The following is a 26,953-nucleotide window of genomic DNA, read 5'->3' as shown; positions in this document are numbered from 1 at the left end:
CCGATTGGTTTACAGGTAGACGACGCGGCCGTAGACGGCGTTGCCGTCGTTGGCTTTCGGGGTGCTGGTCTTGAGGATGGCGTAGGAGCGGACCGCGACCGGGCCGGCGCATCCGTCGATGCTGATGTGGCCTTCGCGGGTGGTGGTCGACGCACGTCCGGCGCCGACGGCCTTCTTGTCGAAGGCGATGGTGGTGATCTTGCCCGGTGACATCGTCACCGACAGGCTCGGTTGCAGCAGTGCCTGCGGACTGATCGACAGGTTGCCGCTGGGTCCGGTCGCGCTGACGCCGCCGCCGCCGCTACCGCCGATGCCCAGGCTCGCCCCGACGCTGCCGGTCACCGATTCCAGCTGCACCGCGCATCCGATCATGTACCCGGCCTCGAGTTCACCGGTGATCGGCGACCCGGCCTGCCCGGCCGGTGGCGCCAGCGTGGACACCGCCCGCATCGACATGAACGCTTCCCGCGACGTCGGCACCGAGGACAGCGGGGCGACTTTCTGCACTTTCTCGTGGGTGGAGGCGATCGAGGCCTTCCAGCCGTCGTCGGTGACCCAGCTGCGCTGATGCCCCGGCTGGGCCTCGGCGGTACCGGCGGCGAACCCGCTCGCGACGGCGCCCATCGACACGGCGGCAACGGCAATGGTCATGGCGGTCTTGTTCATCGGTGTGTCCTCTGGTCCTGTCGCAGCGAATCGCCGCGCCCTTGCTGGCAGTCCCGCCTCGGTTCATCGGGGCGAGAAATGTGCTCTGCGTGAGCAACTGAGGATTGGTTGCGGTGCGGCACAGAGAATGTTCCCGACTGCACGACTCCTGTTGACGCCAACCAGCTGGGCGGGTGTGTCGTCAGCGTGACCGCCGCCCGTTCGGCCCTAGGGTGTCGGCTGGGGCAGCCGCTGGAAGAGCGTGCTGTGGGGGTCGACAGTAACGAGGAGTGGTTGTGGAGCTGGAGCACGTGCAGTACGAACACCGGACGGCTGATTTCATCGCTCTCACTGGCGCATTCGCATCATTCGAGCCAGAGCATTATCAGAGCTGGTACACCGGCCAGCATCGGTTGAGTATCGGCATTCAGGACACCAAGGAGTACACGCTCAGCTACGAACCTGGTAAGCCGGGGTTCGACCCGCCGCGGCTTCCCGAGTTGACGTTCCTGATCCCTAATGCGCCGGCCCCGGTGGTCGTCGACCTCATCACTCACGACGCTGAGCCGACCCTGTTGGATGCTGCCGACGGCTGGGTCCATGTCGAGCAAGGTGGCGCCGAATTCGGCTACCTGCCTGTGACGATGCAGCCTCTGGTGTGGTCGTCGCCGAGCGAACACGAGCGCATCAAGCCTCTGGTGCAGACGATTTTTGGTCCTTGGAACATGGTTCGCGTGTCCTGCCGGGACCGGCGACCCTCCGATCCCGCCGTGCAGGTGCGTGTCGACATCTGGCAGATCCCCGGGCCGGCCGGCCTCGAGGTCATCCGCTACACGCCGACCGGCCGCAACACTCCGGCCGCGTCACACGCCCCGGCCCAGCCCGCCGAGGTGCGAGAGCGCATCGACGCCGCCGTGGCGGCCGACTCTGCGACCTCGGTGTCTGGGCCGCTCGACGCCGACCATTTGGCCAACCTGTCGCTGTTGATTCGTGGTGATTTCAGCGATCCCGAGGCGTGGACGATGGTGGTGAATGCGGCGCTGGCTCCCGATCCTGTCGATGGGTTCTCTGCCGATCTCACCCTGGTCGATGACCCCACCTACGACAACATCACCGTCGACGAGCTGGCGCACGCGATCGGGGAGCCGCCGCCGTTCTACGTGTTCCTGTGCGATACCCAGACTCTGTCCGACCCCGACCACCCGATCCTGGCCATCAATCTCGACGGCGAGGACACTTCGAATCGGAGCGTGCGGGTCGTGCCCGCTGCGATGTGGTCGATCGAGAACAACCTCGCGCTGGCCAACATGGACTTCGCCGAGTTCGTCGGCGCCGCCGACGCCGACGGCATCTTCCGCGGATTCTGACGTCGAGGCCGTCAAGCCCATACACAGCGATGCCCGACCCCCAGCTGAGGGTCGGGCATCGCTGTGGTTGACCTCGGGCGGGGGTCAGACGAGGGCGTCGCTGTCGTGGCCGCCGGGGGTGGTGTCTTCGGGGGAGTCCGGGGTGTCGCTGTAGGTGCCGGTCTCGTCGCTGTAGAGGTCGAGTTCGCCGTCACCGTCGGTGTCCTGGCCGTAGACATCGGCCTGGCCGTCGAAGTCGGTGTCGAGCGCGACAGCGTCGAATTGCCCGTCGCGGTCAGTGTCGACAGCGACGGCGTCGATGGCCCCGTCGGCGTTGGTGTCGACGAGCAGGGTGTCGGGTGCGCCGTCGCGGTCGGTGTCGGTCAGCACGGTGTCGGGTGCGCCGTCGGCGTCGGTGTCGAGGGTCTGGGTGACCAGTTGCCCGTCTTCGTAGGAATCGACCTGGGTGAGGCCGCCGTCGGCGTTGAGGTGGGCGACCTCGTCAACCACGCCGTCGCTGTCGAGGTCGCTGGCGATGACCGCGCCGCCGTCGGCGGTCGGTGCCGCCGCGGTGTCGATCTGGCCGTCACCATCGGTGTCGGCCTCGACCAGGACCACCTCACCGGCTTCGTCGTAGTGCACGTCGATGGCGTTGCCGGCGTCGTCGGTGGTGTGCACCACCTCGCCGGCCGGGCCGTCGGCGGCTTCCGGGGCGGGCGCGGGCGCATCGGCGGGGGCAGCGTCGGGGTTGTAGGGCTCGTCGGGGCTGATGATGGGGGCGTCGCTGCTGGGGGTACCGGACATGGTGGGTCCTCTTTCGAACTCGGTCTGTGAGCGTGTCGGGAATCTGTTGCCACCAGGAATGAGGAATGTTCCCGCCCACGATCGCCGCGACCCCGAATCCGCGTCTATCTGGCGAGGAGGATTACATCACAGCTGTCGGGACCGGGTCGGGAACACCAGGGGTGGGCCGTAACATCTCACCTGGTGACCGGGCCGACGGCGACCTTCGTCGGCGACCACCTCACCAGAAACGGAGGTCAACACATGCAGGAGGACGAACCGTCGCCGGTTCTGGCGTCACTCGGCATCGACCCCGCCACCCTCGCCGCCGACCTGCCGCCGGGAGTGTGGGACAACGCGTTGCAGGCCGCCTTCGACCCCGACGCCGTCGCCGACCCCGACACCGTCCCCGACATGGACGACACCCCGCCGGCCGATCCCGATGAGGACATCGACCTGGGCGACGACGACCCCGACGGCCCGCCCGAGGCGCCGGCTGATCCGCCGGTCGCTCAGGCCGCCCAAGACGCCTCCGAGGAGGGACAGCTCCCGCCCGCCGAGGAGGGCAGCGCGAGTGTCGACCTCGCCGACGCCGGTGTCGAGGACCCGCACCCCGGTGCCCACGACACGCACGACGACATCTGAGAATCGGGTTGGGGGAGTTGATGGACGAAGCACGTCTGCTGCTGCAAGCACGTAACGGCGACCAGCACGCCTTCGCCGAGCTCGTCGGCGCTCACCGCACGCACGTGTGGGCGGTGTGCCTCAATATCTGTTCCAACCCCCACGACGCGGAGGACGCCCTGCAGAACACCCTTGTCGCGGCGTGGCAGAACCTGCACAAGTTCCGCGGTGAGTCGAAGTTCAGCACCTGGTTGCACCGGGTGGCCGCGAACAACGCCTTGATGGTCGTGCGGCGCCGCAAAGCCAACACCACCATCACCGACTTCACCGACCCTGACCAGCCGATCCAACTCGTCGACGACACCCACCAGTCAGCGTTTGATGACCAGATCGCGCTGCGCGACGCGGTACGCGACGCTCTGGCACAACTGCCCGAGGATTTCCGAGAAGCCGTGGTGCTGCGCGAATTTGGCGATCTCACCTACGCCGACATCGCCGCCCACCAGGGCGTTGGTGTTCAGACCGTCAAATCCCGATTGAACCGAGCCCGCACCCAACTCGCCGAGCTGCTACGCGACACCGCCGCAGCGACAGGCCAGTAGCGTCGAACGAGACATCGATCAGCGAGATTGGTCGTTGAGGAGGGCTGACGGTAGATCGGTCAGGCGTGGCGCGTTCGGGTTTCGGCGGAACAGTTCCGAGGTTCGGGGGTTGGTAGCGACCTGGTGCTGCTGCCGCTCGCGAATCTCGGTAGAGACCAGCCCGATGCGCTGTTCGATGCCGTGGCGCTGTTTGTACTCGCGGGCGGTCAGGTCGTGGGTTTCCAGATGGGTGCGGGTCAGTGCACGGAAGCGCTCACCGCATTCATGGCAGGCGATTGTCTCGCCGTCGTCGTCGAGGTGTCCCCACCAGCCATGTCCTGACCGGCGAGGAGTCGGCGTGGTGGAGGAATCGACGCCTGCGGGGTCGAGTAGCACGCGCTCGCGTCGCCGCTGGATCGCGTGCGCGTAGCAGCGGTCTTGTTCCACCGCCCACCATTCGCATTCGGGCACAACACATTTACGCGCTTGTCCGTTGCGTTCCAACATCTGAACCAACACGGTGGACAGATCGTCTCCGGCTCGGCCGGCGATGGTGTCGAGGGCGGCCGACAGCGCAGTAGCCACGATGTGCTGTACCCGCTCGGCGGTGAAGCGCCGCTGCCACATCCCGCCCCAGATGGTGGCCGCCAACAGGTCGTCGGAGACACCCGCGGTGCGGTAGACCCGGTCGAGGATGGCGCGCGCATCGCAGACCACCGTGCGCAGGCGGGCGCCGCAGGCAGCGATCGCCGCCACGATTGCGTCGCGATCGGGGCGGCCGGCGGCAGCGATGGCGATGTCGGCGAAGTAGCCGGCGAGGTCATCGACGAGCCGACCACGGCTGTCTTGGCCCAGGTCGCGGATAGCCGCGGCCGGGGTGAACACCGGCAGGCCGTCAACAATGTCGACGTCGTCCCACGACAACGCCGTGGAGCGGCCCAGATATCGGGCGGTCGTGGTCGTACGTGAGCCGTTTCTGCGCTCCTTGGTGATCGCGAGCTGCGGCAGTCCCTTACCGGGCTGTCCGAGGCCATGGATGGCCACGGCGGTTGTGCCGGTGATCACACAGTCAGGGCGGGGCGCCGCTAGCCGTTGAGCAGGGGTCGAATCCCGTACGGCCGCTACCCAGGCCAGCTGCGCGGCGACGAGGACGCCCTCACCGGGACGGTCGGCTTCGCGCATCACTCCGTTGGCGACGGGGACCACTAGGCGCGCGTTGCGCAGCTTCTTGTGATCGCTGCGGGTCACGCCCTGCTGCTGGAGCTGGGCGCTGGTGATCAGGCCCCACTGGGCCGTCCGCAGCGACGCGGTATCGGCCCATTTGCGAGCAAGCAGCGGGGGCAGGGGAGACGACGGGGCGTCCAGGCGGACACCGGTGGCCGCGATCGCGGCGACGATGGCGGCGCGATCGGGGCGGCCGGCCGCGGCCCCGACGATGGCAGTGAAGTAGTCGGCCAGGTCGTCGGTGAACCGGGCGCCACCGTGTGCGGCGAGATCGCGGATCGCCGCGGCTGGGGTGAAGACTGGCAGTCCGTCGAGGACTGCCACGTCATCCCACGACAGTTCTGCTCGTCGAGGAACGATCGCGTAGGTGGCGGTTTGCCGGTGCTGGAAGCGCCCGGTGACTGCCAGCTGCGGCAGCGTCTCGACTGGGGGATCGGCGAGTCCATGCAGGGCCAGCGCGGTGTACGCGGTGACCACATAGTCTGGTCGCTCGGCCGAAAGCCGTTCCTTCGGAGTTGAATCCGGTGCTGCCGACACCCAGGCCAGCTGGGCTGCGGCAAGCAGGTCGTCCGACGGCGGGCGGGGTTCACGCATTACACCTCTGGCCACCGACACCAGCAATCCGTTGCGCCGGAGCAGAAGCTGACTCGACCCGGCCACGCCGAGGCGCTGGAGTTGGGCGCTGGTGATCAGGCCCCACTGCTGGGCACGCAGCGGTGCAGAATCGGCCCATCTCTGAGCCAACACCGACGACTGCGCAACCACCGGGAAAGGATAGGTCACGCCGAGCCGATGACAGATGTCAGCGCCAGCCCTGGACTCAGCAGAACTCGAGAGCAACCAGCTGCCACCGATAGGCGACACGGCCCAGAGTGGATCGGCTGCCCGGCCGCGCGGCGGCACGTATCCGACATGGTCTTCGCTCGACGCGGGCGGCGAATGGCCGCACCTGGCCGTCCGTGGTGACGGAACCGAAGATCTCGGCGCCGCAGGGGTCACACAGCTGTACATGCAGTCGATGCACCGATGGCCCGATCGAGGACTTCTGGGTCCTATTTGCCGTCGCGGCAACCATCTTCGCGATATGGAAGGCGTCGTGACGGACCAGCACCGCGATCTGGTCCGCGACCGTTGGAGCGACCGTCTCGCCAAGACGAGACGGTCCTCGATGGCGTCCGATCACCTCGCACACCAGCTGCATGACAGCAACCGAGAAACGGTGGGCCTCCCTCGCGGCTGACGACATCGCCAGTGACGCATTGCCCCTGTGCGCGAGCGGGTCTCGCACTCGGACGGTGCCGCTCGGGGCCGCCGCGCGCACGGACGTGTGCGCAGAAGCCGACCGCACTCGGGGGTGCGGCAGGAATATCCCTGTCGGTGACGCGCGAATCAATGGCTGCACGGTGATGAGTTGCAGCAAGGACCCCGCCCGGTTCCCAGCCGGTGTGTGTTCCGTCTCGGCGACCCCGGCGGTATGTGACCGATCGGCGCCGCGGCGATCCGGTGCCTTCCCTTCGCGGTCTCGACCGGTACAGTCCCGCAGCAAGCAAGCAGATCGTGAGCCTCACGACCAGCCCAGGGGGAGACAGAGTTATGGCTAGCCGTCAGCGTTTCGTGGTGCCACTGCTGGTGGCATCGTGGGTCGGCCTCGTAGTAGCCGGATGTTCGGAATCCGATGCCTCCGAAGCCGCGGATACGCGGCCGAAGTTGTCCAAGATCGACATCCCCTACGCCGAACTCAGCGTCACCGTCAATGGCCAACCACTCCCGGGCATCGACCCGGCTGAGTTCATGTGCTACCGACAGAGCGATTCCATCAGCATCACCGGACAGGACCCCACCGACGGGCAGCCCGGGCTCATTGCCGATCTCCAACCAGGCAATCCACCGAAACTCGTGAGGGTGTCGTTCGGACTCGATGGGGTCCTTTACACCGCCAAGCAGGGCAAAGGATCGGGCGAAGACGTCTACGAAGACGGTTCCCGAATTACGGTTCGCGGGACCGCGGAAAGCTGGGATCTTGCCGTACCTATCACTAAGCAATTCGAGTTCTCGGCAACCTGCAACTGACACCGCACAAGCCTTGGATCGCCGGGTCGCCCGCTGTCGTGGGCAGTGATCGACTCCGCGGCCATCACCCAGCTTCCCGGCGGTCAGTGATCAGCTCGACGTAACACCTGAGGAGCTCAGTTCCACCGACGCCGTGGGCCAGGCATGTCCGGCTGATCGGTCTGAGCGGAACATCACGGCAGCCCCAATGCATCAGACCCTCCGAACAGCCAGCCGATCCGCGGCGGCTCCGGACGGTAAGGACTCGCGATGCCAGGCTGCGTTCCCGCGCTACCCACGCAGGGAAAAGTCGACCGCCGATCGACAGGACCGATGTGACAGCGACGTCGAGGCGAGAGCGCGTCTACCGGCGCCTCGCCGCCGACCTCGCCCACGCCGCTTCTTCGCCACACTCGGACGGACACCTCGGCGTAGCCGACATGCGGCGGATGTCCTGTCCCACGTGCGTTCTCGTGGACTGGTTGCGCCATGTCGAGGAGCGATCCGGGTTCACCGACAGCAGCGAGGTCGATCAACTCCGGATCGATCTCTGCCGGTCGTTGGCCAGCACCGGCACCCGCGATTGCGGCGCCGCTGAGGCCGTCATCGACCAGTTCTACCTTCAGCCACCAGTGAGCGCTGAAGTCTTGACCGAAGCGGCGCAAGCGCTGCGGGAGTTGGCATCTCGCGACCATCACGTCGAACTATCGAGGCTCGCAGCAGACCGCGCACTGGGCGCCTGTCGATCGGGGATCCTCGAGTGCCTGACCGAGCATGGCCAGCAGCAGGATGTGCATCTCGTTGCCGACCAAATCAGCGATCCCAGCGTGCGGGCGACAGCGATAGCCTGCCTCCGACGGTTCCGTCCGACCCCAGTCCATCTCATCGGCACGGTCGAGGCCTACCTCTACGACCCCGACAGCGCTGTCCGCGAGGCAGCATCCCGGACCGTGGCAGTCCTCTACGCCGCAGTGTTCGCGGCGAACAGCGGTGCAATCTGAGTCCCCGGGCACCGTCGCGGGGCCCGTGTCGCGCGGTCCGGCAGGCCGGATCGCCACGCCCTCTTTATAGGTCGCGTGACGATCCAGTGCGGGGCGAAGATCTGCGGTGTCGGTCCATCGCTGCATCAGCGGACAGAGCGGCGGGCCGCGAGGGGCGAAGACGTCACGAGTCAGTCCTGGTCGAAATAGGTCTCCATCGCCTCGATCATTCGATCCTCGTAGGCCTCCTGGTTGATGAAACGCGCCTCGAAACCCTCTTCGGTGTAGCTGCCCTGGGCGGCCTGCTCCCCGAGGGCGATGATGCGTGCGGTGCGCTCGTCGTCGTCGAGAAGGGATTCGAGCTTCTCGCGCAGACGTTGGAGAGCGTGCTCTTCGGAATCCGCTGTCACAGACCATTTTTCTCCGCCATAACGGCCCGTCCAGACACCGTTGTCGTCCTCGGTGAGGATGGCACGTTGGGTCACGTGCAACCGTGGTCGCGCATCCACCGATTCACCTCCCGCGGTGGGAACGGCGGGGGTGCGTACGGTTCCGGACTTCCCTTCCGGTCACACCCCCGCCTACCCGTACAAAACTACACGACCATCGAACAACCATTCGAGTCATCGAGTTAGACTGATGGCATGTTCGACCACTGGCCCGACTCCCGAACGCTGCGCGTGTTCGATCCACCGAGGCCCGTGCTGATCGACATGGCGATCGCTGACCCGTCCTGCGGACGGTCGTATGCCGCCGGTGGGGGAGTGTCGCTGCGGGTGCGTGCCTCCGGTGCCCGTATCGAGCCGACCATGCCGGCGCTTCTTTTGGCGTGGTTGCAGGTCTCAAATGGCTTGTGGCGCGGGGTTTGTCAGATGCCGGTCGAAAGCGCTAACCATGTCTCGTCGGCCGTCATCACGATGTGGGTGCCGCCCGAGGCGCTGCAACCGCGAGAGGACGCCGCCGAGCGATGACCGAGAACAACGATGCCGGGGCCGGGCCCACCAATCGCGTCGCATCCACACGCGGCCGCGTCGCGATAGGCGAGTTGACGTTGATCGTGCGGCCGCCCGGTAGGCCGGCCGGTGTTCGGGTCTACACCGACGACGAAGCCACCGAGGCCCAGGCGTACGCCGATGAGGTCGGCGGACAGGTCGAACGACTCGGAGAAGCCACGAGCTGACTCCGCTGGCGCTGCGCTGCCGCCCTCCCCGGCGGGTCGGTTGCCACAGGGCCATCGTGGTTGCGTTGTGCGGGTGGGTGAGTCGACGTCCGAGTAGTCAGGGCTGGGTGTCGTGTTCGGGCCAGATCACCTCGTCCGGGGTTTTGTCGGTGCGCAAGCCTTTCCACGAGGGATGTCGCAGCCGGCGGGTGAGTTCGCGGTACTCGATGGTGCCGATCAACACCGGTCGCACCCACCGCACGTTTGTGATCCTGGTGGGGGAGTGCTCGGTGGTGAACGGATGCTCGGGCCGCGCTATCGCGGCGAGTTGTTCGGCGATCTCGCGGCGGTGCCGCTGGGTGAACCCGGTACCGACCTCGCCGAGGTAGACCAACTCACCCGAGGGTCGGTAGCCGCCGACCAGCAGCGACCGCACCATGGTCGGGCCGCCGGTCCACCCGCACACGATCACTTCGGCGCTGAGCCGCAATGGGACCTTGACCCAGGCCGGGGATCGCTGCCCCCGCACGTATCTCGACGTTGCTCGCTTGGCGACCACGCCTTCCAGGCCGAACGTCGTCGCGAGTTCGAGCATCGGTTCTGCGGAGCTGTCAGGCCAGTACGGGGTGACCTGCACCGCGCCGGTGCTGGTGAGCGAGGTGTCGAGCAGTTCGCGGCGCTCGAGGTAGGGCAGCGGTGCGACGTCGGAGCCGTCGAGCTCCAGGACGTCGAACAGGTAGAACGCCGCCGGAACGTCGGTGAGGAGCCGCCGGCCCGGCCGCGGGGTGTGCATGCGTCGTTGCAGAAGCGAGAACGACGGCCGCCCGGCGGCGTCGAGGGCCACGATTTCGCCGTCGACCACGACGTCGCGGCCGCCACTGGCGTTCACCAGGGCGGCCGTGATCTCGGGGTAGGTCGAGGTGATCGGGCTGAGGTTGCGGCTCAACAGCGACACCTTCCCGCTGGCGATTCGGGCGACACAGCGCTGGCCATCGAACTTCATCTCCCACGACCAGCCCGAACCCGACGGGGGAGGACCCGCAGTTGCGAGCATCGGCGCCATGGAAGCCATACGTTCCACTGTCCTCGCTCACCGACCGGTCGGGTCTATCCTCAGGCCGTGATCGAACGCGTACGCATCACCGCAGAGACCACCGCGATCAACTACGCCGCCCGATTCGGTTACCCCGGCCGCACCCTCGCCGACTATCTCGACCAGCTCGGCGGATGGGACGGCTACGTCGATGACCCGTTCGGCACCCGGCCGTGGATCTCCCTGCGCGCCTTCGACGGAGCCGACCCCGGCCTGTTCCTCAAACTCATGTTCGCCGTCCCACAGATCCCCGGCGATGACTTCCCGCCCGTCTACGGCGACGAGGTGGTCCTCGCCGAGTACGACCTCCCCGAGGGCACCGTCATCCCGCGGTGACTGCACACACGGCGGTGCTTGTGACGACTGAAGCCGCCGACCCCGAGTGGGGTCGACGGCTTCAGTGCGTTGAGGGACGGTGCCGGTCAGTGCGCCTCTCGGCGAGTGGCCGCACGCAGCGGCGGAAAGGGGTGAGGCCCGGGGCAATGAGCCCGCCACCGTCGCACGAGTCAACGGTGGCCCCACCCGTGGTTATTCCGCGCAGCTGGCCGATCTATTCGGCGAGCTTGGCGACCGCCTGAGCCCAGAGGAAGAACTTGTTGGTGCCCAGGTCACGCACGGTCTTGATGTTGAACGCCGCCTGGAGCTTTTCGGCGTCGCCGTCGCTGACGCCTTGCAGCGCCGCGACCGGCGCATCGGCCAGCTCGGCCAGCGACTTGTCTTCGTATGCCTTGTCGAACTTGTCCGCAATTCCAGCCATGACCACTCCTTGAGAGTTCTCGACGACAGGGTTCGCAACACCCGGGAGGGTGCCGCGACCGCAGCCTAGACCGCCGTCACGACGATCCGAAAGGACCGTCGTGACGGCGTGTGGGATGGCGGGGTGACTATTCGCAGGCGACGCCGTCGCCGTCGCGGTCGAGCTTGCTGCTGTAACCGGGCTGGCCGGCGTAGATCGGGGCCGCGCCCGCGGCGCGGACTGCCGAGCAGTTGGCGTAGTAGACCGACGACGGCGCCTCAGCCGCAGGTGGCGGGGTGTAGGTCGTCGTCGGCGGCGTGTAGGCCGGTTCCGGGAGCGGTGTCGCCGTCGAGGTCCGGGTGTTGGGGATCTGGCGGGTCGTCGGTGCCGGAACCGCGGCGCCGCAGCTACCGAGAACGCGGGTGATGGCGTCCTTCTCGGCCTGGGTCACCCACAGCTGGTAGGCAGCTTTGACCTCGACCTGACGGGCGACGTAGGTGCAGCGGTAGGAACGGTTCGGCGGCAGCCAGGTCGCAGCGTCACCGTCGCCCTTCTGCTGGTTGGTGGGGCCGTCGGTGGCTTGCAGGTTGCGCGGATCGTTGGCGAAGTCCGCTCGCTGAGCCGCGGAGAGCTGCTGGGCACCCTTCTGCCATGCATCCGACAACGCGACGACGTGGTCGATCTGCACCGCCGACGAAGTCTGCTGGCCACGCACGAACGGGATGGTGGTGCCGGTGTAGGGGTCGGCAATGGTCCCGGACTGCACCGCGCAGCCGTTCGAGCCGGGCTTGAGCACGATGTTGGTGAGATCGCGGCGCAGGATGTCGTTGCGGGTGTCGCAGCCGTTGTGGCCGCTGTCGACGTTCACGTCATCGGTCCAGGCCTGCCCGAACAAGGCACGGTCATACCCCGTCTTGGGTGCGCGACCCTTCACCTCGAGCGTGTCCAGCGTCGCCAGTGCTTTGTTCGCGGCCGGTGCCGCCGACACCGTGACGACCGGCGTCGCCGTGGGCAGCGACACCACCTCCGACGCCGTCGCGGCCGACGTCGTCGTCGCAGGCAGGGTCGAGGTGTCAGCGACCCGCTCGGTGGTCGTATCGGTCGTCCCGCACGCCCCCAGCGCCAGGGCCAGCACAGCCGCGCAGCTACCGATCAGAACCCGGGATCGCGTCCTGCGAGGTGACGGGGTGGCCGGCGACTCTGGAGAGGAGACGGCAGGGGGGAGCGGGGGCATAGCCATTGAGCGGGAGAGCCTTTCACACAAGCGGCGACCGGCACGCACTGGCCGATCGAATGTCAACTACCTATAGCAACCCACTCGGACATCGTTACCAAACCGGACAATCCCGTCCCACGTTTGCTTCGGTGCCCCCGGACAGACTCGAACTGACACTGGACGGGCTTTGAATCCGTTGCCTCGGCTCCGCGGGTCGGTCGGATCAGGAACGGCCTCGCGCAGTCCACCGCCAGTCCGGAAACTCGGTTTCGAGGCGGCGGACCCGGCCGGCCGACAGTCGGCCTCGACGGTAGTCGGCGCGACGGTTCGCTGCCCACTGGCCGATCGCGAAGCCGTCGATCACCTCACGCTGGCGGGGGTTGCTGGTGCCGTGCACTACTCGATACCGATGCAGGTGCGCGAGGCCGGCCTCGAACGCGGCGGCCGATGCCGCGTCCTGGGGGTTCCACAGCCAGTCCGCGAACTCGTTGTCGAACAGCGCGATTCGGTCAGCCGACAGTCGGCCCTTGCGGTAGTCGGCGCGACGGTTCGCCGCCCACTGCCCGATCGGAAAACCGTCGATGACGTCGTGCTGGCGTGGGTTGCTGGTGCCGTAGACGGCGACGTAACGGCGCAGGTGTGCGATCCCGGCCGCGAAGGCGGCATCAAGCACGTTCCACCGCCAGCCGGGAAACTCGGTTTCGATGCGGCGGATCCGCTCGGGCGACAACCTGCCCAGCCGGTAGTCGGTGCGTCGGCTGTCGACCCAGCCACCGATCGCGAAGTCGCCGATCGTCGCGTGGCGGGCCGGCGAGCTCGAACCATGCGCGGCGACGTAGCGGTGCAGGTGCGCGATCCCGTCGTCGAACCGCCGCTCGTCCGCATGACGACGGCCAGCGGTCGGGGAGTCGTGCTCGCTGGGCACGGCGTCACCGCCTGCTCTTCGTGGCGGCGGGTCGTACCGTCCACCGCCAGTCCGGGAACTCGGTTTCGATGCGGCGGATCCGCTCTGCGGATAACTGACCTTTGCGGTAGTCGGCGCGCCGGGTGGCGACCCAGGTACCGATCGGGAACCCGTCGATCACATCCCGCTGCGGGACCTGGCTGGTGCCGTGGGCGGCGACGTAGCGGCGCAGGTGGGACAGTCCGGTCTCGAACGCCGTCGCGAAGGCCTCGTCCTGAGGCAGCCACCGCCAGTCCGGAAACTCGGACTCCAGACGCGCGATCCGCTCGGCCGACAGTCGGCCTCTGCGGTAGTCGGCGCGACGAGACGCGACCCAGGTACCGATCTCGAAACCGTCGACCACATCGCCTTCTCCGGCGTTGCTCGTGCCGTGGACGGCGGCGAAACGGCGCAGATGGGTCACGCCGACGTCGAACATCGCTTCGCGCACATTCCACACCCAGCCGGGGAACTCGGTTTCGAGGCAGCGGATCCGCTCGGCCGACAGTTGGCCCCGCCGGTACTCGGCACGGCGGTTGACGACCCACTGACCGATCGCGAACCCGTCGATCGTCGCGCCGCGGGGAGGTGAGCTGGAACCATGCATGGCGACGTAGCGGTGCATGTGGGCGATCCCGGTGTCGAAGAGACGGTCGTAGGCATTACCACGGCTGGTCGAGCCAGCCTCCTGCTCGTTCGACGATGCGGGACAGCCTGTTTCAGGTCGGTCTATGCGGGGGTCCACTCGAGTCCGAGGAGGGTCAGGGCGCGGGCCAGGTGTGGATCCGCGGCGTCGATGGGGCAGTGGTCGACCACGTCGATGTGGGGGCTGATGTCGGGGTCGGCGGCGCGTTCGTAGAGCGCCCACATACGCAGCTGGTCGCCGTGGCGGGAGTCGAACTCGATCCCGTCGACCGCTGCCTGTCCGTGGTCGGTGAGGGCGTAGAGCCAGCGGGAGATGGCCTGGGTGAGACCGCGGGGCCGCCCGTCCCGCAGAGCGGCGGTGTCGAGGTCATCGAGTCCGTAGCGGATCGCGAGCGGCCGAAACACCGTCCGCAGGGTGGCGAGGCTGTCCGGGTCGGCGGGCACCGCGAACCGGCCGGTCAGGGTGGCGTGGCCGAGCATCCTTGCCTCACACCACGATCGCGGGACGCGCCCGGGCGGCAGCGTGGGATAGTCCTGCTCGTCTTCGTCGTCGACGACGATGTCGTCGAGGTCGGCGATCAGTTGCGGGCTGGGTCGGGCGAAGGCGAGGACTTCGAGGTAGCAGGCCAGGGGAGTGTCGGCGCAGTACAGGGTGCGCCACACCCCGTCGGGGTCGTCCCAGCGGCCGGCGAAGCGGCCGTCGGTGGCGTACTCCCACGGCGTCCACTCCCACGGGCTTGGCGCGTACCCGACCCGGAAGATGGGCGTGGCGGCCCGGATGCTGGTGGTGATCGGGCCGTGCAGGGTGCCGATCGTCGACGTGCGGGGTTGGTTCATCCCACCGCGGCGAACTGGCGGGCAGCGTTGAGTACCTGGGGGCCGACGTCGGCGAGTTCGCCGTCGCGCAGCAGCAACGCCGGCGCCCGGTCGTCGAGGACCGGGTTGAGGCCCTGAAACCACGCCTGAGCGACGGCGGGGGTGTCGCGTTCGGTGATCAGGCGGGCGGCGCGGTAGGCGATCCGGAGCCGTTCGACGTCCTCGGGGTTGGCGATGGTGCGGGTGCCCTCAGCCCACTGCCGCACCGCTCGGGTTTCGCTGACCCGGCCCAGGTAGGCCACGAGTTTCGCGCCGAGCAGATCGCGCAACGCAGCCACGAGTTTGGGCTGCGACATACGGGCCGCTTCGGCGTAGGCGGCCAAATCCGGCCGGGGATGCGCTGCAGTCATGGTGATCACCTCTCGATCCCAGTATAGATCCCATACCGTGTGACAGCCAGCCGCCAGGGGGATTGCCTGCCGGCGACACCTCGGTGGTCGTGGGTGAAAACGCCGGGTTGGTGGTCGACCGCTCGCTGGCGACAGGCACACTAGGACTGTGACCAGCCGATTCGATGAGGGTGTCGCCCATCTACATCGGTACGTCGCCGTGCACGGCACTAGTAGCCCGCGCCAGCGGGACGTCATCGACGGCTTCCCGATAGGCCGGTGGGTCAACACACGCCGCACCGACTATCGCCGCGGCGTCTTGCCCGCGGAGCGGATCGCGCAACTCGAGTCCGAGTTCCCCGACTGGCGATGGAAGACCAACGCACGGACGTCCTTCGCTGCCGGCCTGACCCATCTGCGTCGCTACGCCGCAGCCCATGGCACCGGCAACGCCCGCCGACACGACGTCATCGACGGATTCCCGATCGGTACCTGGGTCGCCAGCCGCCGCGCCGAATACCGGGCCGGACAAATGCCACCTGAACACGTCCGCCAGATTGAAGCCGAGTTCCCCGATTGGCAGTGGACCCTGCGGACACGAGCACCGTTCCACGTCGGCCTGGACCACCTGCACAGCTACGCCGCGGCCCACGGCACCAGCTCGCCACCCCGCCACGCGACTATCGACGGGTTCCCCATTGGTGCCTGGGTGGCCAAACGCCGCACCGAGTACCGACGACACCGACTCTCGAGCGACCGGATCACCCAGATCGAAACCGAGTTCCCCGACTGGCAGTGGAACTGAATCGCCCCGGGTTTGCTGGAGGCTCGGTTAGTTGGTTCCAGCGTTTGCGGGGACCGGGTTCTCACGGTAGCTGGTGACGGTTTGGGTCGACCAGTAGGCGCTCTCGTACTCGACGGGTGGGACGTGTCCGATCTCGCCGTGCAGGCGGCGGTGGTTGAACCATTCGACGTACTCAGCGACGGCGATCTCGACCTCGCCCACACCTGCCCAGCCGCCTCGCGGGCGCATCACGGGGTTACGGATGCATTCGGCTTTGAACAGCGAGTTGAACGCCTCAGCCATCGCGTTGTCGTATGAATCCCCTTTGGAGCCAACAGATGTCACCGCTTCGGCTTCGGCCAGTCGTTCGGTGTAGCGGATGGCTCGGTATTGCACTCCGCGGTCGGAGTGGTGGATCAGCCCGGCCACGTCGTGGCCGGCACGCGACCGTGCCCACAATCCCATGTTCAGGGCGTCGAGGGCGAGGTCGGTGTGCATGGTGGTCGAGACCTGCCAGCCGACGACCATCCGCGAGAACACGTCCAGGACGAACGCCGCGTACACCCAGCCCGAGTGGGTGCGGATGTAGGTCAGGTCCGCCACCCACAACGCGTTCGGTGCCGCCGCGGTGAACTGACGGTTGACCCGGTCAGCCGGCCGGGGTGTTTCAGCTCCCTCGCTGCGCGTGGTCTTGCGTGTCTTGAGTCTCGCTATCCCTTGCAGCCCGTCGGCTTTCATCAATCGCTCGACGGTGCAGCGGGCAGCACTATGGCCCTGTCTGCGCAATTGGGCATGCACCTTGCGGGCACCGTAGACGCCGAGGTTGTCGGCATGCACCGCGCGGACCTGGGTAAGGAGCTCCCGGTCACGCACCACACGAGGCGCCTCGGTCTTCTGGGGGCTCAGGTGGGCTCGTACCGTGGACGGAGCGATCTGGGCGGACGTATCGCGCAATGCCGCACAGATCGGATCGACTCCGTGTTCATCGCGGTGAGCCGCGACGAACTCCACGATCAGCGCTGTGGGCGGTCGATCTCCGCCGCAAAGAAAGCCGAAGCCTGCTTCAAGATCGTGTTCGCTCGCCGCAGTTCACGGTTCTCCCGCTCCAACGCCGCGATGCGGTCAGCGTCCTCACTCGTGGTGCCCGGGCGGACCCCGCCGTCGATCTCGGCCTGACGAACCCAATTGCGCAACGCCTCGGGATGGACTCCGAGCTGATCGGCGATCCGCTTGATCGCACCTCTCGACGAATCGGGATCTCGTCGCGCTTCACATGCCATCCGGGTGGCCCGGTCCTTGAGTTCCTCACTGTACTTGCGTGGTGCTGCCATGCTCTCCATCCTTCACAGGTTCGAGAGCCTCCGACAGACCCGGGGCGGTTCAACTGTAGCCAGGACGGAAGGAAGAGAGCTGCACATTCGAGGGAGCTCGCCGCCCTCCCCTCCAATCCTGTGAGAACAGTGCTGCCGGTGACCGTTATGGTTCAGCCGCTGTGTACGAGCCTGATGCTGCAGCGCCGCGACTGGTGGGCGGGCAATCCGCTCGGCCTGACCCTCGCGGTCAAGCCGGTCCTTGCGGTGTTGTTTTCCTGTCGCTACTGAACCGGCAGTGGAAGGCCGAGCGTTTGCAGTTCCAGCCCTGTTGACCGTCGCAGCCTGACCGCTGGCGGTGGATCGCCGAACGTGGTCGCGTACCTCGCAGAGTTGGCGGCGCGCAGAACGGAGACGCGTGCGGCGTCAGTCTGACCGCGTGAAGTTGGCGAAGAAGTCATCGATTGTTGATACGTCGGCATAACGTCGAAAGTGAGCAACGTCGACCTTGACGAAAACACCGCTAGAGGTGAAGTACGTTTGCTCATCGAACGATCCGGCGGCCGCGATGTGCAGTAGGCGATCCGACTCGTGGTCAATCCAGGCAGTGAGACGTATGGGAGTGTGCAGCGGGACCGGCCGGCGGTATTCGACGGTCAGGGTGCGGGTCACCGCGGGGGTCCGCGCGATCCACAGGGTGAAACCCATGATGTCGTCGCAGGCGGCCGAGATCGCGCCACCGTGCGCCAACCCGGGCGCGCCGAGGTGTTTCTCGTCGAAGGTGTGATCGGCGTACACCCGCTCGCCGCTCCGGTAGACCTCAAGTTGAAGTCCGTGGGGGTTGCTGCTTCCGCAGCCCATGCACTGGGACGAGTGTGCCGGCAGTCTTGCTTCGGGGGTCATCTCTGATCGTTGTCCTTAACTCAGCCCGCCACCTACGCAACAGGGTGCGGGGGGATCGATGAGGTGTGGGAACCGGTCCCGAACACGGTCTGTGCTCACCACTATAGGTAATACTGCCAGTACCTGATACTGTCCATTACGCACACGCGAATGGAGTGGCGCACACCACGCGCACTAGGGGGGGAGATGGCCATCACCACCGGCACAGGCGTCAACCGTCTGCTAGACGGCGCTGCCACTTTTGGAAACACCGTCGGCTTGGCTGGTCAGGCCCTGCGGTGGGTAGCAGTAGACATTGCTACAGGACGATTTCCGTTTCGCGAAGCCGTATCGCAGACCTGGTTCGTCATCGTCGTGACAACTCTGCCGGCGATTCTCGTAGCTGTGCCATTCGGTGTCATCGTGTCAGTACAGGTGGGTAGCCTCACTCAGCAAGTTGGGGCCACGTCAATAGCTGGCGCCGCTGGTGGCCTCGGGATTATTCAACAGGGAGCGCCCATCGTTACCGCCCTCCTACTCGGGGGCGCGGCCGGATCAGCGATTGCCTCTGATTTGGGTGCTCGAACGATTCGCGAAGAAATTGCTGCCATGGAGACACTCGGACTCAATCCGATCAGGCGAGTCGTAGCGCCCCGGTTCGTATCTGTGTTGATCACCGCGCCGCTGCTCTGCATGCTAATCGTCTTCACCGGGCTGCTGGCGGGCTACGCCATCAGCGTCGACGTCCAAGGCATCACACCAGGCAGCTACGTCGCCTCGTTCGCTTCGTTCGCATCGATAACAGACATCGTTGTCGCTCTATGCAAATCGCTTGTGTTCGGACTTGTAGTGGTGACGATTGCTTGTCACCGCGGCCTGTCGACGAAAGGCGGCCCTAAAGGCGTCGCAACCTCAGTAAATGCCACCGTAGTACTGGGCGTCGTCGCATGCTTCGTGATCAATGTCTTTATCACGCAATTAACAACCATGTTCGTCCCCCAAACTATTGGATGAGAAACGCCTCGTGACCACCGTTCCCTCCCGGAGGTTCTCCGCCGCCACCCGCCCTGTCGAAGCCGTGATCGCGCCAGTTGTACACGTACCTGAACGCTTGGGGCACGTCGCGACCTTTGTGATCGCCGCGGTCCTCGGCATCCGCCATGTGATCACCACCTACCGACGCCAAACCCTGCTCTACATACAAGAATTCGCCTGGGGTAGAGGTGCAGTCTTGGTCGGTGGTGGAACGGCCATCGTCCTCGCCATCCTCGGCATCGCCGTCGGCGCCTCAATCGGTATCCAGGGTTACGCCTCTCTGGACCTCGTAGGGATGGGTTCACTGACGGGGTTCATCTCTTCCTATGCCAACACCCGAGAGCTTGCGCCAATGATCGCGGCGATCGGGTTCGCAGCACAAGCCGGCTGCCGGTTGACAGCTGAGATCGGCTCGATGCGCATTTCCGAGGAGATCGACGCTCTCGAGGCTATGGCGGTACGTCCTATTCCATTCGTCGTCAGCACTCGCGTAGTTGCGTCGATCACGACCGTGATTCCTTTGTACATCGTCGCGCTTATTCTCGGATTCGGGGCCGCCAAACTCGTCGTCACACAAGTTCACGGCCAATCCGGCGGCACTTACGATTTCTATTTCGACCAGTTCCTCAAACCTCAGGATCTTGCCTTCTCGCTTATCAAAGTTCTTGTATTTGTCATTTCTGTAGTGATTATCCATAGCTATCAGGGCTACTTCGCCACAGGCGGAGCTGAGGGGGTGGGTCGAGCGTCCGGTCGAGCGATCCGCACGAGCCTCATAGTCATCGTCGTGGAGGACATGATCTTGACCCTTCTGATGTGGGGATTCGATTCCGGCGTACGGATTTCAGGGTAGGGGGTTCAGTGGCTGTCTTTCATGATCCGTCCGGACGCGAGCCGTCGCACGGGAACCTGGCCCTTCGGGGGGTCGCCCTATTGATCCTCGGCGCGATAGCTGCCTACTTACTGATAAGTGACGCTAACGGCGACTTCAGCGATCACACGTCGTTGACCATCAACACCGACGCGATAGGCGACGGATTGAAGGGGGGATCGGATGTGAAGTACCTTGGGTTCACCGTGGGGGAGGTCTCGAGCATCGCGGTTCGAGACCGTGGCGCGGCGGTCAAAATCAACCTCACCGGTTCCGGTAACGACCTAGTTCTCCGGCAGGGCATGACGGTGAACTACACCTCGTCAAACGCATTGGGACCAACTGCACTGGAGATCGTAGATCCTGGACAAGGACCACCCATCGGTTCCGGCGGGAGTGTCTACGTGAGCAGGTTGCAATCTGAACAGACCTCGGTGTCAACGCTTGTTCGCAAGATCTCCACGCTGGTCGAGGCACTGGACCAGCCCTCATTTGAAGCGGTAGTGAGGTTCATCGTTGAGGACTCGCAGGCAATGGCTGATAGCGGAAGACTCGTTCTCCAGATTGCGCAACTCACGCGAGATGTCCAGAAACGGCCGGTCGGGGAGGACCTAGGAATTGCGGCTAACCTGTCCACCGGAGTCGCCGACTTCATGACGCCGTTTGTCCCTGGCGTCTTGAAGAACGTCGATATCGCTGACTTTTTCGCCACCCAACAAAACATCGACCGCACGAAGAGTAATCTCGGCGACACGGGAAAGGTTCTTTTCGGTGGGCTCGGCGGCCTGCTCGATAAGAATTACCCAGCCCTGAGTTCGCTGTTAGACGTCGGCCTTGACCTAGCGCGGCCCGTCGCCAGATCCGCCTCGGGGCTAGTTCGCACGGTGTACACGATCCCGCAGATCCTCGATGGCATCGACAAAGCCTTGCCGAAATTCAACGAACGGGTCCAGCTCCAGCTAGCACTGGTGGTCCAGACGTCGCCTGCCCTACAAGGCGCATTGAGAATGGGGGGTGCCACGCGATGACTCTGAGGTCGCTAACACCCACAATCATTAAAATCGTCGCTTTCATCGCTCTCATCGGAGTCCTTTCATATGTCATCATCGCGATTCTGCAGCCGACCAACGAAGGGTCACCCAGTTCGCAGCGTTCCGCGGTGTTTGCCGACGCTTCCGGACTCAAGCCCCGCGACGGGGTACGACTCGCTGGAGTGAAAGTGGGATATGTAACGGCTGTCGATCTCGAGGGCTCAACAGCGATCGTCCGTTTCCAACTGGATGACGGTGTCGCGATTACCCCCGCGACGACTGCCGCTGTGCGTTACCAAAATCTGCTGGGGCAGCGGTATGTGGAACTCATCAATGCCGGACAAGGCGCCGACCAGGACTCGATCACACAGGTGGCACTCGAGAAGACCGTCCCGTCCTTCGACGTATCGACACTATTCAACAGTTTCAAACCAGTATTCGATACATTGAATACTGCGGAAATCAACGAGCTTCAGTCGAACCTTCTACGGGTTGCCCAGGGAGACGGTCGAGGTATCGCACCAGTCATGAAGCAAGTCGCGAACATCACTGATTACGGGAACCAGCGTTCAGAGATCATCACCAATATTGTGACGAGCCTGGGGCAGGTGTCCGACCAGTTGATGGGGCGCTCCGCTGAACTGGTTGAGTTGATAGACAAATTGGGGTCAATCGTCGATGCGTTCAGCCGCGTGAGCGATCGACTGCGGGCCTCGCTGCGAGAGGTCAACCGTTCGATGGCAAAGACTGTACTCGCCGGTGAGCAGATCGAGTCGACCTACGACACCAGCTTCGCGGCTATCTTTCAGAGATTAGTGCGGGAGCCAGGGGATACAGAAGGCCTACTGAATGGTGCCGTTCTCCTGAAGCCGCTCCTGGACGCCCTGGCCGCAACATCCAACGCGACTCCCCCGCCCTCGGCGGCAGGGTGTGCCCGAGGGGTGCTCGACCTACCGAGAACAGTGCAGATCGCCCTGATGGGTCAACGACTGGTGGTGTGCCAGTGACCCGTTTCTTCGGCAAGCGTCCGCATCACCGCCCGCAGCGTCGGCGGGACCTCATCCTGGCGGGGGTCGTAACGATGGTCACGGTGGCCGGTCTCGTCGCCGCCGGAGCTGTGTATATCTCGCCGCCCGGACAAACTATCTACAGCGCGGAGTTAGTCAATACCGGCGGATTGGAAGCTGGCGACCAGGTACGTATCGCCGGGATCAGGAAAGGCAAGGTAGCGTCGGTCGACCTGACCGGAACGTTCATCACCGTGCGGTTCCGGCTGGATGACTCGATTGCCGTTCGGTCGGACGCGACGGCGAACGTCCGTCTCCTCACCCCTATCGGTGGACGTGTATTGGACCTCGACCCAGGTTCAGGCCCGTCGGCCATTGACGGCGCGATCCCACTGGTGCAGACAGGCAGCACCTATGATATTTCCAGCACCCTGGAGACATCTACACCGGTGTTCCGTGACGTGCGTGGTGTTGATCTACGGCGCACGGCGGCGTTGCTACAGGATGCCTTTTCCGACGGAAACACCAATATCCCTGATGCCCTGCAAAACGCGAGCAGCCTGATGGACTTGCTGGAGCGTCAGTACGCACAACTCGACAAGACGGTGGCTTTGTCCGACGAGTATGTCGCTGCCCTCGCAAACCGCAAGCAGGTACTCGTGGACTTCCTACGCCAGCTCAGCTTCCTTGCCCGCACCCTTGGACCAGACATCGCCAACGTCCAGAGCGGGTTCGATTATCTACGTCGTCTTTTTAAGTTGCTGACCCGGCCGCTTGTCGCGTACCGCGACGGTATAGAACCATCGGTACAGCAGTTTAAGATCCTTCTAAACAAGGTGTCGGCCCAGATGCCCGCCTACCAAGACGCGCTGGCCCAGGTCGATCAGATCACCAGAAGACTGAGCATTCTCCTCAATGCTCCGCAGGTCGGACCTGCGAGTCCTGAACCGACCGTCCGCGTCTGTATCCCGATTGGTGATAACAAATGTTGACGGAGCGGATGCGTCGGCATCTGATCCCGATCGCCACCATTGTCACACTGGCAGTAGTGATCGGCGGCGTCGGAATCGACTATGCGACAGCCGACGACGACACGCGATCACTATGTGCGGAGTTTTCTGACGCATCAGGTCTGTACGAAGGCAATTCCGTCGCGATGCTCGGCAAGAAGGTGGGCAGGGTCGTAGGCATTCACGAGGAGGGACAGAAAGGTGTGCGTGTCGATATGCGGATCGACAAGACCGTGCCGCTTCCCGCAGATGTGGGTGCGACCCTGGTGTCCACCTCGATTGTCACCGAAAGACAAATCGAGTTCACCCATCCCTATCGTGGCGGAGAATATTACAAGTCGGCTAAGTGCATACCACTGAACAAAACCAGGACTCCACTGGGGATTAGTCAAACGCTCGACGCGATCAGCACTCTTTCAGACGAACTCGTCAAGGACGACGGACGTAACACCGATGCGATTCTCCAGGCACTTACACTCGTCTCGAAAAACATGGAAGGGACCCAGGGTGATATATCCGGCATTCTCCAGGACTCGGCCACGCTAATCAACGATCCGACCCGGCGTGATAGCCAGATACGCAGGATTGTAGCCAATCTCGCCACCTTAACCGGTGTTGCCACCGAAAACAGTACTGAGGTGACCCAGCTATTCGACAACTTCGTCGGCGCAATCGAGGTGATTATTGCTTTCGGCCAAACATTCGGCGCCGCAACAGAGTACGCAGGCACCTTCGTCCCCATCCTGTCGCGCCTATCGTCTGACTTCGGGCCACCTATTTTCTCACTTGGAGATGCTGCGGTTCCCCTCCTCTCGCAAGCGGGCAAGCAAGAAAACATACTTGCGTCCGTCGCCGCTCGAACAGCTGACCTCATCGTTGAGCATCCAGATGCGAAGTCGATCCTGCGGGCATTCGCAATATCTGTACCACTGCAGGCCCTCAAGAACGCGTGCGCTCCTCCTTCCGTCAAGGACGTTTGCGCGACGGGTAACGAAGCGGCGACGATCGCCAACTTGATCGGAGGGCAACCTCGATGATGATCTACGGCTACCTTCGTCGTGTCACGGCCGCGATCGTGACGCTGTTCGTAGCGACTATCGCCCTCGCCGCCTGCAGCATCAGTGCTGACAACCCGCCGACCATCGGTGGATCATCCGCCCGAGACGGCTACGACATCGAGATCGAGTTCACGAGTGCTCTGAACTTGCCTGCCCGTGCCAAAGTCCTCTCTCGAGGGATTGACGTCGGTGCCGTCACCAGCGTCGCTTACGACGGAGGCCACGCGCTGGTTGCTGCCCGAATTGATAAAGACGCCCAGCTGCCGGAAGATTCGCGCGCGGAACTCCGCCAAGACACTCTCCTGGGCGAGATTTATGTGGCCATCCTTCCCCCTGCACAGCAGTCCACCCAAGGCTTGCTGCGCGCGGGATCGGTAATACCTCTCTCACGCACCGAACCGGCTGCCAACGTCGAGGACGTGATGCGGGGTATGGCTAACGTATTGGGCGGGGGTGAACTCGATAAAATCCATACCGCGATATCGACGCTGAACTCGACTTTTCCGAGTGACCCCGCCCAGTTCGATGCGCTCTACCGCACGACCTTGCGCACCGTGTCTGAGGTGTCTGCCAACACCGACAAACTCGACGTAATCCTGCAGTCAGCCGATCGCACACTCAAAGTGATCCTGGCCGACCCGTCAGGTACAGACCGAATGTTGACCAAGGGGGGAGTGAACTTTTATGGTCTGGGCTACTCGCTAATTGACGTAGCGCTACTCATCGCTAATCTGCGCGACTTCGCGGTATCCGCAGGCCGTATCGTCGACCCTGAGTATTCCCGCATCAAGGAAACGGTGGGCGCGATCGCGCCAGTGGTCGCGTCCATCGCGTACTCGGACATCTACTCCAAGGATGTTTCCGACAAGGCGGCTCGTGTAATACGCGAAAGGCTCATCCCATTCGTCAGCTCGCCAGATATCAACGTCTCCGATGTGTCTATCGATGGCCGAGAACTGGCGCGGCGTGATGCCGAGTCGTTCATAACCGTCTTGCGAGCGATCGGAATGATGCCATGATCCGCAGCACCCTCGTATCGCTGGTTGCCCTTGTCCTCGTTCTCCTCGTCGGAGCGACATACTTGATCATCGACGTGGCACGGGTAAACCCGTTCCGCACCGACTACGCGATCTCGGCCATACTCGAGAGCTCGGGCGGCCTTCTAGACACATCACCGGTAATGTTAGAGGGGGTGCCGGTGGGAAAAGTGACATCTATTCGCGTCACAGGTAATCAGCTCGCCGTCGACATGTCCATCGACTCCGACTATAAGATTCCTCGCGGCAGTGTCATGACGATTCAGAACCTCTCGGTCGCGGGAGAACAATACATCAATTTCATCCCACCGGGCACAACCACCAGTGAGTACTTGCGTAGTGGGGACCTAGTGCCCGCCGGCGCCATCCGCGTGTCGCAATCCGTTCCCCAGGTGCTCCCGAAAATGTCGGCAGTGGCGGACGCGCTCGATCCAGCATCGATTCAGTCCATCAACGAAACGATCTCGGCGGCAGTCGACGGCCGGCAAAAGGACCTCGACACGATCGGAGACATGATGCACCGCCTCGTGGACTTCGTCGGTGACGACGGTGCCGTCCGTACCACTGCGGACAATGCCGAGTTCCTCCTGGGCCTTATGTCGAACGTGGGCGGTGTGCTCAGCACCGCGTCGGTCCGGACCCCGGATGCCGTCGACGGTTTGGCGAGGATCCAACGTGCGTTCATCGTTTTCACTTCTACGTCCTACGACAAATGGCCACCGATCCTGAAGCTAGTGGAAAAGCTCAGCGGCTACATCCAGATACTCCAGCCCGATATTGTCGCCATTACCCGCGCGGTGAAGCCGGCGACGGCGAAAGTCGCAGACACATACATCGACTTCGGATCGATCGGTGATCTTCTGGCTCGAACATTCCCAGCGTCACATCGGGGGCAGGCGCAGATTCCGATCGCCGTCACGCCATCACCTCGCTGACGCCCGATGGATACCTCCTACACCAGCATTCACAGAAGGCAGCAAATGACGGCACAAGACAACGGACCAGAATCCAAGGACAGCAGCGCTGAGGATAAGCTGACTGCGGCTTCCGACAAAGCAGATCGCAGCGACGCCACTGGTGCTACAGAATCTGCGACGTCCCAAGACGGTCCCGCCCCGGACGAGGCAAGCCCCCCGACGTCCGATGCCAGGCACCGATGGAGATCAGCACGCGTCCAGGCGGTGGCCGCCGGCGCTTTCGTGGTGGCACTCGCGGTGCTGGCCGGCCTCTTTGCTTACCTCTACATTGACATGAGGGAAGCAAAGACGTCCGCGGAGAACGCTGCCACACAACGAGCGCAGGCAGCGCAGGCAGCATCGGACTACACCACAAAGTCGCTCACCTACAGCTACCAAAACACCGGCGCATTCTTTACCGAAGTGAAAGAGAATGCCAGCGATGCGTTGGTCAAGCGATACGACGATGTCGAACCCACCCTGACCCAAATCATGGAACAGGCCAAGGTCCAAGCGTCGGGACGCGTACTGGCGACCAGTGTCACCGGCAGCGCCAGCGAGAACCGGGGGGAATACACGGTGCTGGTCTTCGCCACCCAGAAGACCCAGAATGTTCAGAACCCTCAGCCGAGCGAACTCCCCACACTGTTGAAAGTAGTCGTGCTGAAGACCGAGAACGGCTGGCAGATCCAGGATTACGGACCTGCCGAATGATCCAGCGTCCGCCGCGAAAGGAGAATTTG

33 protein-coding genes and 1 other annotated feature are annotated in these 26,953 nt (G+C 64.3%); of the genes, 19 read left to right on the top strand and 14 right to left on the bottom strand.

Annotated features, from left to right (window positions below):
- Positions 1–9: 9 nt before the first annotated feature.
- Positions 10–666, bottom strand: coding sequence for an MspA family porin (locus KTR9_RS26325; RefSeq protein WP_014928979.1), 657 nt, complete (start codon positions 664–666; stop codon positions 10–12).
- A 275-nt stretch (positions 667–941) separates the two neighbouring features.
- Between KTR9_RS26325 and KTR9_RS27170 the strand changes: the two genes are divergently transcribed.
- Complete coding sequence (locus KTR9_RS27170) at positions 942–2,012, top strand: DUF6924 domain-containing protein (RefSeq protein ID WP_049942646.1); 1,071 nt, start codon at positions 942–944, stop codon at positions 2,010–2,012.
- Positions 2,013–2,096: 84 nt separating this feature from the next.
- Here KTR9_RS27170 and KTR9_RS26665 read toward each other — a convergent pair whose 3' ends face one another.
- Positions 2,097–2,795, bottom strand: a complete 699-nt coding sequence (locus tag KTR9_RS26665) for a hypothetical protein (RefSeq protein ID WP_014928977.1) — start codon at positions 2,793–2,795, stop codon at positions 2,097–2,099.
- Positions 2,796–2,978: 183 nt separating this feature from the next.
- On the opposite strand from KTR9_RS26665, the gene KTR9_RS26660 reads away from it, so the two are divergent.
- Positions 2,979–3,419 carry a hypothetical protein gene (locus KTR9_RS26660; protein WP_049942645.1) on the top strand — a complete coding sequence of 147 codons (441 nt, stop codon included), beginning with the start codon at positions 2,979–2,981 and terminating at the stop codon, positions 3,417–3,419.
- A 20-nt stretch (positions 3,420–3,439) separates the two neighbouring features.
- Positions 3,440–4,000, top strand: coding sequence for an RNA polymerase sigma factor (locus KTR9_RS26305; RefSeq protein WP_014928975.1), 561 nt, complete (start codon positions 3,440–3,442; stop codon positions 3,998–4,000).
- An 18-nt stretch (positions 4,001–4,018) separates the two neighbouring features.
- Here KTR9_RS26305 and KTR9_RS26300 read toward each other — a convergent pair whose 3' ends face one another.
- Together KTR9_RS26300 and KTR9_RS28325 are read right to left on the bottom strand one after the other, a co-directional pair.
- Positions 4,019–5,968: a MucR family transcriptional regulator gene (locus KTR9_RS26300; RefSeq protein ID WP_044508777.1), complete on the bottom strand. Its 1,950-nt coding sequence runs from the start codon at positions 5,966–5,968 to the stop codon at positions 4,019–4,021.
- 55 nt (positions 5,969–6,023) lie between these two features.
- Positions 6,024–6,449: an Rv3235 family protein gene (locus tag KTR9_RS28325; protein WP_425269086.1), complete on the bottom strand. Its 426-nt coding sequence runs from the start codon at positions 6,447–6,449 to the stop codon at positions 6,024–6,026.
- A 347-nt stretch (positions 6,450–6,796) separates the two neighbouring features.
- Between KTR9_RS28325 and KTR9_RS26290 the strand changes: the two genes are divergently transcribed.
- The gene (locus KTR9_RS26290; RefSeq protein WP_014928973.1) at positions 6,797–7,273 is read left to right on the top strand and encodes a lipoprotein LpqH; all 477 of its coding nucleotides are present in this window, start codon (positions 6,797–6,799) and stop codon (positions 7,271–7,273) included.
- A 314-nt stretch (positions 7,274–7,587) separates the two neighbouring features.
- Positions 7,588–8,253, top strand: a complete 666-nt coding sequence (locus KTR9_RS26285; protein ID WP_014928972.1) for a hypothetical protein — start codon at positions 7,588–7,590, stop codon at positions 8,251–8,253.
- Between the two features lie 170 nt (positions 8,254–8,423).
- Here the strand turns inward: KTR9_RS26285 and KTR9_RS26280 are convergent, their stop codons facing one another.
- Entirely contained in the window at positions 8,424–8,717 is a 294-nt protein-coding gene (locus tag KTR9_RS26280) for a hypothetical protein (RefSeq protein WP_238554185.1), read from the bottom strand.
- A 159-nt stretch (positions 8,718–8,876) separates the two neighbouring features.
- Here KTR9_RS26280 and KTR9_RS26275 point away from each other — a divergent pair, with 159 nt between their 5' ends.
- Together KTR9_RS26275 and KTR9_RS26270 are read left to right on the top strand one after the other, a co-directional pair.
- Positions 8,877–9,203 carry a hypothetical protein gene (locus KTR9_RS26275; RefSeq protein ID WP_014928971.1) on the top strand — a complete coding sequence of 109 codons (327 nt, stop codon included), beginning with the start codon at positions 8,877–8,879 and terminating at the stop codon, positions 9,201–9,203.
- A complete protein-coding gene (locus KTR9_RS26270) occupies positions 9,200–9,412 on the top strand; it encodes a hypothetical protein (RefSeq protein ID WP_044508773.1) in 213 nt (70 codons plus the stop codon). The genes KTR9_RS26275 and KTR9_RS26270 overlap by 4 nt, the downstream gene beginning before the upstream one ends.
- Before the next feature lie 97 nt (positions 9,413–9,509).
- Here KTR9_RS26270 and ligD read toward each other — a convergent pair whose 3' ends face one another.
- Entirely contained in the window at positions 9,510–10,463 is a 954-nt protein-coding gene (gene ligD, locus KTR9_RS26265) for a non-homologous end-joining DNA ligase (RefSeq protein WP_044508770.1), read from the bottom strand.
- A 48-nt stretch (positions 10,464–10,511) separates the two neighbouring features.
- On the opposite strand from ligD, the gene KTR9_RS26260 reads away from it, so the two are divergent.
- Complete coding sequence (locus tag KTR9_RS26260) at positions 10,512–10,820, top strand: hypothetical protein (protein ID WP_044508768.1); 309 nt, start codon at positions 10,512–10,514, stop codon at positions 10,818–10,820.
- Positions 10,821–11,034: 214 nt separating this feature from the next.
- Here the strand turns inward: KTR9_RS26260 and KTR9_RS26255 are convergent, their stop codons facing one another.
- The 6 genes from KTR9_RS26255 to KTR9_RS26230 form a co-directional block, all read right to left on the bottom strand.
- Positions 11,035–11,241 (bottom strand): hypothetical protein, encoded by a 207-nt coding sequence (locus KTR9_RS26255; RefSeq protein ID WP_044508856.1) that lies wholly within the window; start codon positions 11,239–11,241, stop codon positions 11,035–11,037.
- 127 nt (positions 11,242–11,368) lie between these two features.
- The gene (locus tag KTR9_RS26250) at positions 11,369–12,454 is read right to left on the bottom strand and encodes a GmrSD restriction endonuclease domain-containing protein (protein ID WP_086536015.1); all 1,086 of its coding nucleotides are present in this window, start codon (positions 12,452–12,454) and stop codon (positions 11,369–11,371) included.
- 205 nt (positions 12,455–12,659) lie between these two features.
- Positions 12,660–13,361: a helicase associated domain-containing protein gene (locus KTR9_RS26245; protein ID WP_014928967.1), complete on the bottom strand. Its 702-nt coding sequence runs from the start codon at positions 13,359–13,361 to the stop codon at positions 12,660–12,662.
- 4 nt (positions 13,362–13,365) lie between these two features.
- Entirely contained in the window at positions 13,366–14,124 is a 759-nt protein-coding gene (locus KTR9_RS26240) for a helicase associated domain-containing protein (protein ID WP_014928966.1), read from the bottom strand.
- On the bottom strand, positions 14,109–14,861 hold the full coding sequence (locus KTR9_RS26235) for an RES domain-containing protein (protein WP_014928965.1): 753 nt from the start codon (positions 14,859–14,861) through the stop codon (positions 14,109–14,111). The genes KTR9_RS26240 and KTR9_RS26235 overlap by 16 nt, the downstream gene beginning before the upstream one ends.
- Positions 14,858–15,250: a hypothetical protein gene (locus tag KTR9_RS26230; protein ID WP_014928964.1), complete on the bottom strand. Its 393-nt coding sequence runs from the start codon at positions 15,248–15,250 to the stop codon at positions 14,858–14,860. The genes KTR9_RS26235 and KTR9_RS26230 overlap by 4 nt, the downstream gene beginning before the upstream one ends.
- 148 nt (positions 15,251–15,398) lie before the next feature.
- Between KTR9_RS26230 and KTR9_RS26225 the strand changes: the two genes are divergently transcribed.
- A complete protein-coding gene (locus KTR9_RS26225) occupies positions 15,399–16,034 on the top strand; it encodes a helicase associated domain-containing protein (RefSeq protein ID WP_014928963.1) in 636 nt (211 codons plus the stop codon).
- 27 nt (positions 16,035–16,061) lie between these two features.
- On the opposite strand, the gene KTR9_RS26220 is transcribed toward KTR9_RS26225, so the two are convergent.
- A protein-coding gene (locus KTR9_RS26220; RefSeq protein WP_085949824.1) for an IS3 family transposase occupies positions 16,062–17,344 on the bottom strand; the annotation gives its coding sequence in 2 pieces (ribosomal slippage) (positions 16,062–17,056 and positions 17,056–17,344; 1,284 coding nt in all).
- Positions 16,938–17,066: a sequence feature (AL1L pseudoknot), on the bottom strand. Its footprint overlaps the gene before it by 129 nt.
- Before the next feature lie 129 nt (positions 17,345–17,473).
- Here KTR9_RS26220 and KTR9_RS27665 point away from each other — a divergent pair.
- Complete coding sequence (locus KTR9_RS27665) at positions 17,474–17,614, top strand: hypothetical protein (protein ID WP_156422439.1); 141 nt, start codon at positions 17,474–17,476, stop codon at positions 17,612–17,614.
- Between the two features lie 135 nt (positions 17,615–17,749).
- On the opposite strand, the gene KTR9_RS26210 is transcribed toward KTR9_RS27665, so the two are convergent.
- Entirely contained in the window at positions 17,750–18,226 is a 477-nt protein-coding gene (locus KTR9_RS26210) for a PaaI family thioesterase (protein WP_004023289.1), read from the bottom strand.
- Between the two features lie 258 nt (positions 18,227–18,484).
- Here KTR9_RS26210 and KTR9_RS26205 point away from each other — a divergent pair, with 258 nt between their 5' ends.
- Genes KTR9_RS26205 through KTR9_RS26165 form a run of 9 tightly spaced genes read left to right on the top strand, consistent with a single transcriptional unit; the run spans position 18,485 to position 26,924 of the window.
- Entirely contained in the window at positions 18,485–19,219 is a 735-nt protein-coding gene (locus tag KTR9_RS26205) for an MlaE family ABC transporter permease (protein WP_033206584.1), read from the top strand.
- Positions 19,220–19,229: 10 nt separating this feature from the next.
- A complete protein-coding gene (locus KTR9_RS26200; protein WP_014928961.1) occupies positions 19,230–20,093 on the top strand; it encodes an ABC transporter permease in 864 nt (287 codons plus the stop codon).
- An 8-nt stretch (positions 20,094–20,101) separates the two neighbouring features.
- Positions 20,102–21,139 (top strand): MlaD family protein, encoded by a 1,038-nt coding sequence (locus KTR9_RS26195; RefSeq protein ID WP_004023292.1) that lies wholly within the window; start codon positions 20,102–20,104, stop codon positions 21,137–21,139.
- Positions 21,136–22,149 (top strand): MlaD family protein, encoded by a 1,014-nt coding sequence (locus tag KTR9_RS26190; protein WP_004023293.1) that lies wholly within the window; start codon positions 21,136–21,138, stop codon positions 22,147–22,149. The genes KTR9_RS26195 and KTR9_RS26190 overlap by 4 nt, the downstream gene beginning before the upstream one ends.
- Complete coding sequence (locus tag KTR9_RS26185) at positions 22,146–23,141, top strand: MlaD family protein (protein ID WP_004023294.1); 996 nt, start codon at positions 22,146–22,148, stop codon at positions 23,139–23,141. The genes KTR9_RS26190 and KTR9_RS26185 overlap by 4 nt, the downstream gene beginning before the upstream one ends.
- On the top strand, positions 23,135–24,196 hold the full coding sequence (locus KTR9_RS26180; RefSeq protein WP_014928959.1) for an MlaD family protein: 1,062 nt from the start codon (positions 23,135–23,137) through the stop codon (positions 24,194–24,196). The genes KTR9_RS26185 and KTR9_RS26180 overlap by 7 nt, the downstream gene beginning before the upstream one ends.
- The gene (locus KTR9_RS26175; protein WP_004023296.1) at positions 24,193–25,236 is read left to right on the top strand and encodes an MlaD family protein; all 1,044 of its coding nucleotides are present in this window, start codon (positions 24,193–24,195) and stop codon (positions 25,234–25,236) included. The genes KTR9_RS26180 and KTR9_RS26175 overlap by 4 nt, the downstream gene beginning before the upstream one ends.
- A complete protein-coding gene (locus tag KTR9_RS26170) occupies positions 25,233–26,189 on the top strand; it encodes an MlaD family protein (RefSeq protein ID WP_004023297.1) in 957 nt (318 codons plus the stop codon). The genes KTR9_RS26175 and KTR9_RS26170 overlap by 4 nt, the downstream gene beginning before the upstream one ends.
- Positions 26,190–26,195: 6 nt before the next feature.
- Positions 26,196–26,924: a hypothetical protein gene (locus KTR9_RS26165; protein WP_223258800.1), complete on the top strand. Its 729-nt coding sequence runs from the start codon at positions 26,196–26,198 to the stop codon at positions 26,922–26,924.
- Positions 26,925–26,953 lie beyond the last annotated feature (29 nt).

This window comes from Gordonia sp. KTR9 (assembly GCF_000143885.2).
Lineage (GTDB): Bacteria > Actinomycetota > Actinomycetes > Mycobacteriales > Mycobacteriaceae > Gordonia.
Note: the sequence above shows the minus strand (reverse complement) of the source record. Positions and strands in the feature narration are given on the sequence as shown.